This window comes from Arsenicicoccus sp. UBA7492 (genome assembly GCF_002479615.1).
Lineage (GTDB): Bacteria > Actinomycetota > Actinomycetes > Actinomycetales > Dermatophilaceae > Arsenicicoccus > Arsenicicoccus bolidensis.
The window spans coordinates 67163-74613 of sequence record NZ_DLOE01000031.1; the positions used below are offsets into that span (position 1 = coordinate 67163).

4 protein-coding genes, 2 tRNA genes and 1 pseudogene are annotated in these 7451 nt (G+C 68.3%); 6 read left to right on the forward strand and 1 reads right to left on the reverse strand.

Annotated elements, in window-relative coordinates:
• Positions 1 to 198: 198 nt before the first annotated feature.
• From gyrB to B4E97_RS09395, 6 genes are all read left to right on the forward strand, one after another.
• Positions 199 to 2343 carry a DNA topoisomerase (ATP-hydrolyzing) subunit B gene (gyrB, locus tag B4E97_RS09375; RefSeq protein WP_286955792.1) on the forward strand — a complete coding sequence of 715 codons (2145 nt, stop codon included), beginning with the start codon at positions 199 to 201 and terminating at the stop codon, positions 2341 to 2343.
• 189 nt (positions 2344 to 2532) lie between these two features.
• Positions 2533 to 5217, forward strand: a complete 2685-nt coding sequence (gene gyrA / locus B4E97_RS09380; protein WP_286955793.1) for a DNA gyrase subunit A — start codon at positions 2533 to 2535, stop codon at positions 5215 to 5217.
• Positions 5214 to 5705 carry a DUF3566 domain-containing protein gene (locus tag B4E97_RS09385; protein WP_239262039.1) on the forward strand — a complete coding sequence of 164 codons (492 nt, stop codon included), beginning with the start codon at positions 5214 to 5216 and terminating at the stop codon, positions 5703 to 5705. Before gyrA ends, B4E97_RS09385 begins: the two co-directional genes overlap by 4 nt.
• Positions 5706 to 5814: 109 nt before the next feature.
• Positions 5815 to 5891: transfer RNA gene (locus B4E97_RS09390), tRNA-Ile, on the forward strand.
• A gap of 145 nt (positions 5892 to 6036) precedes the next feature.
• The gene (locus B4E97_RS19140; RefSeq protein ID WP_230082589.1) at positions 6037 to 6153 is read left to right on the forward strand and encodes a DLW-39 family protein; all 117 of its coding nucleotides are present in this window, start codon (positions 6037 to 6039) and stop codon (positions 6151 to 6153) included.
• Positions 6154 to 6179: 26 nt separating this feature from the next.
• Positions 6180 to 6252: transfer RNA gene (locus tag B4E97_RS09395), tRNA-Ala, on the forward strand.
• 562 nt (positions 6253 to 6814) lie between these two features.
• Here B4E97_RS09395 and B4E97_RS19145 read toward each other — a convergent pair.
• Positions 6815 to 7414, reverse strand: a pseudogene (locus B4E97_RS19145) (recombinase family protein); the annotation flags it as partial.
• Positions 7415 to 7451 lie beyond the last annotated feature (37 nt).

Sequence of the window (7451 nt, forward strand, 5' to 3'; positions counted from 1 at the left end):
GCTCCCAGGGGCCTCAGGAGGCGTGTTTTACCTCCCGCGACCGATAGACTGACGGACGGTCAGCCAAGGTGGCGACCGGTGTCCGGCCTCATCACGGCACGCGCATGACGCGGCCGAGGGCGCGACCCCTGCCCGCATCACGGGCCAGGGTCGTGCGGGAGGTTTCCGGCATACGCGCGATCGTTTGTGAGGAGCACTGTGGCCGACGTCGAGGAGCCCACCGGTCCCGAGGCCGTCGAGAAGCTCGCCGAGGACCTCGCCCAGCAGGCGCCGGCCCCCAGCGGCGACTACGACGCCAGCTCGATCCAGGTGCTGGAGGGGCTCGAGGCCGTCCGCAAGCGCCCGGGCATGTACATCGGGTCCACCGGTGAGCGCGGTCTGCACCACCTCGTGTGGGAGATCGTGGACAACGCCGTGGACGAGGCGATGGCGGGGTTCGCCGACCGCGTCGACGTGACCCTGCTCGCCGACGGAGGGGTGCGCGTCGCCGACAACGGGCGTGGCATCCCCACAGGCAGGAACGAGCAGTACGGCATGAGCACCGTCGAGCTCGTCCTCACCCAGCTGCACGCCGGCGGCAAGTTCGGCGGCGGTGGCTACAAGGTGTCCGGCGGTCTGCACGGCGTGGGCTCGTCGGTGGTCAACGCCCTGTCCACCCGGCTGGTCGCCGAGGTCCACCAGCTCGGCCACGCCTGGCGCGTCGAGTTCGACCACGGCGAGGCCGTCGCCCCCCTGGCCAAGGAGGAGGCGTCGGACCGCAACGGCACGACCATCACCTTCTGGGCCGACGACAAGATCTTCGAGACGACGACCTACGACTTCGAGACGATCCGCGCCCGCTTCCAGCAGATGGCCTTCCTCAACAAGGGCCTGACCATCGTCCTCACCGACGAGCGTCCCCAGGCGCAGGCCGACGCCGACGCGGACCTCGAGGCCGAGGAGATGGGCGCGGTCGACAGCGTCGAGACCGAGGCCGGCGAGGGCGCCGACGAGGGCGCGCAGGAGGAGGTCGCCAAGGACCGGGCCGGCAAGGCCAAGGGCCGCTCGGTGACCTACCGCTACGACAACGGCCTGCTCGACTACGTCAAGCACCTCAACACGTCCAAGCGGGCCGACGTCGTGCACGACGACATCATCGACTTCGAGCTCGAGGACCAGGGCAAGTCCCTGTCCGTCGAGGTCGCGATGCAGTGGACCAATGCCTACTCCGAGTCGGTCCACACCTACGCCAACACCATCAACACCCACGAGGGCGGCACCCACGAGGAGGGCTTCCGCGCCGCGCTGACCCGCCTGGTCAACGACTTCGCGCGCAAGCAGAACCTCCTCAAGGACAAGGACGAGAACCTCACCGGCGACGATATTCGCGAGGGCCTCACCGCCGTCATCTCGGTCAAGCTCGGCGAGCCGCAGTTCGAGGGCCAGACCAAGACCAAGCTCGGCAACTCCGAGGTCAAGGGCTTCGTGCAGGGCGCGATGACCGACCGGTTCGGCGACTGGCTGGAGCGGCACCCCACCGAGGGTCGCGAGATCGTCCGCAAGGCCGTCCAGGCGTCCGCGGCGCGCATCGCCGCCCGCAAGGCCCGCGAGGCGACCCGCCGCAAGGGGCTCATGGAGTCCGGCGGCCTGCCCGGCAAGCTCAAGGACTGCCAGTCCAAGGACCCCTCGGTCTCCGAGGTCTACATCGTCGAGGGTGACTCCGCCGGCGGCTCCGCCGTCCAGGGCCGCAACCCCTTCAACCAGGCGATCCTCCCGATCCGCGGCAAGATCCTGAATGTCGAGAAGGCCCGCATCGACAAGGTCCTCGCCAACCAGGAGGTCCAGGCCCTCATCTCCGGCTTCGGCACCGGCGTCGGTGAGGACTTCGACATCACCCGGGCGCGCTACCACAAGATCGTGCTCATGGCCGACGCCGACGTCGACGGCATGCACATCCGCACGCTGCTGCTGACGCTGCTGTTCCGCTTCATGCGCCCGCTGATCGAGGCCGGCTACGTCTACCTCGCCCAGCCCCCGCTCTACCGCCTCAAGTGGTCCAACCGCGAGCACGAGTTCGCGTTCAGCGACCGCCAGCGCGACGAGATGGTCGCCGCCGGTCAGGCCAACGGTGGCCGGCTCCCCAAGGACGCCCCCATCCAGCGCTACAAGGGCCTCGGCGAGATGAACTACCAGGAGCTGTGGGAGACCACGATGGACCCCGACCACCGGGTGCTCCTGCAGGTCACCCTCGACGACGCGGCCGCCGCGGACGAGATCTTCTCCGTGCTGATGGGCGAGGACGTCGAGTCGCGGCGGTCGTTCATCCAGCGCAACGCGCGGGACGTGCGGTTCCTCGATGCGTGATCTCGCGCATGTCGACGGTGGAGCTTCACGGCTGGGCGGCGGGCCTACCATCCGCCGCTCGTTCCTCGCGGCTCCCGCCAAGCCCTCCACGGCCCGCCGCCCAGCCGTTCCGCTCGGGACCGGTCTCCCTGCGGCTCGTGGCCACCAGCACCCTTCTTGCACCTTCGCCCGACGAGAGGCCGTTGACGCATGAGTGAGCAGACTCCTCCTACTGTTGATCGGGTCGAGCCGGTCGACCTGAACTCCGAGATGCAGCGCAGCTACATCGAGTACGCCATGAGCGTCATCGTCAGCCGCGCGCTCCCGGACGTGCGGGACGGGCTCAAGCCCGTGCACCGTCGCATCGTCTACGGCATGTATGACGGGGGCTACCGCCCCGACCGGGGCTACAACAAGTGCTCCCGCGTCGTCGGTGACGTCATGGGTCACTACCACCCGCACGGCGACTCGGCGATCTACGACGCCATCGTGCGGCTGGTGCAGCCGTGGTCGCTGCGCTACCCGCTGATCGACGGGCAGGGCAACTTCGGGTCGCCGGGCAACGACGGCGCGGCCGCGCCGCGATACACCGAGTGCCGCATGATGCCGCTCGCCATGGAGATGGTGCGCGACATCCACGAGGAGACCGTCGACTTCAAGGACAACTACGACGGCAAGACCCGCGAGCCCGAGGTCCTGCCGGCGCGGTTCCCCAACCTGCTGGTCAACGGCTCGTCGGGCATCGCGGTCGGCATGGCCACCCAGATCCCGCCGCACAACCTGCGCGAGGTCGCGAGCGCGGTGGAGTGGCTGCTCGAGCACCCCGAGGCGTCTCGCGAGGACCTGCTCGAGGCGTGCATGCAGCGCATCAAGGGCCCGGACTTCCCCACGGGCGCGCTGATCCTGGGCCGTCGCGGCATCGAGGACGCCTACCGCACGGGTCGCGGGTCGGTCGTCATGCGGGCGGTCGTCAACGTCGAGGAGATCCAGGGCCGGCAGTGCCTGGTCGTCACGGAGCTCCCGTACCAGGTCAACCCGGACGCGCTGGCGCTCAAGATCGCCGAGCTCGCCAAGGAGGGCCGCCTGCAGGGCATCGCCGACATCCGTGACGAGACGTCCGGCCGCACCGGCCAGCGCCTCGTGATCGTGCTCAAGCGCGACGCCGTGGCCAAGGTCGTGCTCAACAACCTCTACAAGCACACGCAGCTGCAGCAGTCCTTCGGCGCCAACATGCTGGCGCTGGTCGACGGGGTGCCGCGCACGCTGCCGGTCGGCGCGTTCATCCGCTACTGGGTGGAGCACCAGGTCGAGGTCATCGTGCGCCGCACGAAGTACCGCCTGCGCAAGGCCGAGGAGCGCATCCACATCCTGCGCGGCCTGCTCAAGGCCCTCGACGCCCTCGACGAGGTCATCGCCCTGATCCGCGCCTCGCGCACGGTCGAGGTGGCGCGTGACGGGCTGATCGACCTGCTGGAGATCGACGAGATCCAGGCGATGGCGATCCTGGACATGCAGCTGCGTCGCCTCGCCGCCCTCGAGCGGCAGAAGATCATCGACGAGCACAATGAGCTCCAGGCCAAGATCGACGACTTCAACGACATCCTGGCCAAGCCGGAGCGGCAGCGGCAGATCATCAAGGACGAGCTCGGCGAGCTGGTCGACAAGTATGGCGACGCCCGCCGCACCGAGATCGTCCCCTACGACGGCGACATGTCCATGGAGGACCTGATCCCTGAGGAGGACGTGGTCGTCACCATCACGCGTGGTGGTTACGCCAAGCGCACCGTCACCCGTGAGTACCGCTCGCAGCACCGCGGTGGCAAGGGTGTGCGTGGCGCCTCGCTGCGTGGCGACGACATCGTGGAGCACTTCTTCACGACGACGACGCACCACTGGTTGCTCTTCTTCACCAACCTCGGTCGCGTCTACCGCGCCAAGGCCTACGAGCTGCCGGAGGGCTCGCGCGAGTCCAAGGGCCAGCACGTCGCCAACCTCATGGCCTTCCAGCCGGGGGAGAAGATCGCGCAGGTGCTGGCGATCCAGGACTACATCAACGTCCCCTACCTCGTCCTCGCCACCCGCAACGGCCTGGTCAAGAAGTCCCGTCTGGACGACTACGACTCCAACCGCTCCGGCGGCCTCATCGCGATCAACCTGCGCGACGGGGACGAGCTTGTGGGCGCCTCGCTGGCGTCGGCGGCTGACGACCTGCTGCTCGTGTCGGTCAAGGGTCAGTCGGTGCGGTTCACGGCGACCGACGACACGCTGCGGCCGATGGGTCGCTCGACCTCGGGCGTGACGGGCATGAAGTTCCGCGACGGCGACTCGTTGCTGGCGATGAACGTCATCGAGGACGGCACCGACCCGGACGTCTTCGTGGTGTTCGAGAACGGCCTGGCCAAGCGGACGCTCTCGTCGGAGTACCCCGTCAAGGGCCGCGCGACGCTCGGTGTGCTCGTGGCCAAGGCCTCGGACCGTGGCGGCGACCTCGTCGGTGCGCTGGTCGTGTCCCCCGAGGACGAGGTCATGCTGGTCATGGAGAAGGGCCGGATCGTGCGCTCCCGCGTCGACGAGGTCCGCTACACCGGCCGCAACACCCAGGGCGTGACCTTCGCCAACCCGGGCAAGAACGACGCGATCGTGGCCGTGGCCCGCAACGTCGAGCGCGCCGCGGAGGAGGAGCTCGAGGAGGCGGGCGCGCTCGCCCCCGAGGGTGACGACGACGCCGGTATGCCGGGCGACGGCCCCTCGGACACCGCCGACACGGGCGCCGGTGACGGCGCTGCGAGCACGACGGAGTCGGCCGCAGGCACTAGCGTGGCCGGGGAGAGCGACGAGACGGCCGTGTCCGACGACGCGACCACAGCCGAGGACCCGCAGGAGGACGACCAGTGAGCAGCTCGAGCAGCTCGGCATCCGACCGCACCCAGTCGATGGACGCCGTGAACGACACGGCGGTGCGCGAGCCCGTCCGCACCACGTCGGGCGGTTCCGTCCCGGCGGCGGGCTCGGGCACGGGCAGCGGCCGGCAGGCCAAGCTCCGCGTGCAGCGGGTCGACCCTTTGTCGGTGCTCAAGCTGGCGTTCCTGCTGTCGGTGGCTGCGGGCATCGCGGGGGTCGTGCTGATCGCCGTGCTGTGGATGATCCTCAACGGGATGGGCGTGTTCTCGTCGATCAACGAGATGGTGCTCGGGCTCCTGCCGCAGGGCAAGGAGTTCGACCTCATGGACTACGTCGGCTTCAGCCGCGTGCTGTCCCTGTCGATCGTGATCTCGTTCATCAACATCCTGCTGCTGACGGCGCTGGCCACCCTGGCGGCGTTCCTCTACAACATCTGCGCCGGCCTGGTCGGCGGCGTGCGTCAGACGCTGACCGACGACTGACGAGCCGCGAGCCTGGCAGACGGCCGCCCGTTTTGGCCGCAGCACCGGGCATGCGGTAGCGTTACTCCTCGCGTCGAGCACCTTGTCAAGGGGTCCTCGAGGCGGGTGCGGGCCTATAGCTCAGACGGTTAGAGCGCTTCCCTGATAAGGAAGAGGTCACAGGTTCAAGTCCTGTTAGGCCCACCACGTGAGGAGCCACCAGTCCCCGAGACGGTGGCTCCTTTCGTCGTCCGAGCATGATCGCCAGGCACCGCCGCCGGCCCGCCCCGCCTGTCCGCCGCCCCGGATCGTCACGGTGGCTAGGCTGGAGCCCCCGACCCAGGAGGTAGTCATGCGCAAGATCATCGCCGGTCTGCTCGCCGTCGGCGCCGCCGTCGCCCTCACCGAGCGCGAGCGTCGCCGTCGGGCCGAGGACGAGCTGTGGGCCGAGGCCACCAAGCCGGTATAGTCGGCCGAGCGCCTCGCGGCGCATCCGGGGCCTTGGCGCAATTGGTAGCGCACCTGCTTTGCAAGCAGGGGGTTAGGGGTTCGAGTCCCCTAGGCTCCACCCCACGCACAAGGCTCGAACCCTTGCCAACGGAAACGTTGGTGGAGGTTCGGGCCTTGTGTGCGTCTGCGGCCCAGGTCAGAGCGTTGGCGTTGACCTGCGGATCGAGGAGCATTTCGAAGGGCCGGTTGTGCTCGACGCGCAGCTCGTTGTCCTCGTCGATGTAGACCTTCGTGAAGAACGCCTGGTTGCATAGCCGCCGGTTGGTGTCGTCGCAGCGGGCGTAGATGTCGGCGCAGTTGGCGAGCAGTCCGAGGGCGTCGTCGAGGTGGGCGCGGGCGTCGGCGTAGTCGCCGAAGTGGGCGTCGATACGTCGGGTCACCTTGTCGAGTTCGGCGACGATTCGGTCCTGCTCGCGCTTGAGCACGGTCAGCGGGATCGCGTCGGCGTAGTGCGCCTGCATGAGCCGGTCCTGCTCGCTTTCGAGCCGGTCGCGGCTGGTGGTGAGGCGTTCCAATTCCTCGGTTTCGGCGGCCATGAGCCGGTCGAACTCGTGGTGGAGCATCCCCGCGAGTGCGTCCTGCTGAGCCGGCGTGATCTGCACGCGAGAGTAGTAGTCCTCGACGAGCTTCTCGACATCCTCGATGAGCATCGCCTGGCGCGTGCAGTCGGTCCGCTTGGAGTGTCGGCCGGAGCAGACGAAGTAGCAGTACACGTTGCCGTGGCGGTTCTTCGCGTTGGAGACGATGAGCCGCGAACCGCACTGGCCGCAGTGGATAGTGCCTTTGAGGTAGTGGCCGTGGACTTGGGTCGCCTCGACGGCGCACTGGTGCGCGGTGAGCACGGACTGGACCTGGTACCAGACCTCGGCAGGCACGAGCGCCGGGTGGTTGCCCTTGTATCGGGTGCCTCGGTAGATGACATCGCCCTTGTAGTACGGGTTGATCAGGAGGCGATGGATGGTGGACACGGCCAAGGGCTTCGCCGGCCTCTTCGGCGTGGGCAGGCTGCGCAGTCCGCGCGAGGTGAGTTCGTCGTGGAGCTGGCTGACGCTCCAGTTCCCGGATGCGTATGCCTTGAATGCCCACTCAATCATCGGTGCTCGCTCGGGATCGAGTTCGATGGTGCGGAGCTCGCGCCCCAACTCGTCGCGCTTGCGGACGTTGAGGTAACCGATGGGTGCTCGTCCGTTCGTGCCGCCACCGATGGCCTTCTGGGTCATGCCCTTGGTGACTTCGGTGTGAACCGCCCCGGGTTCA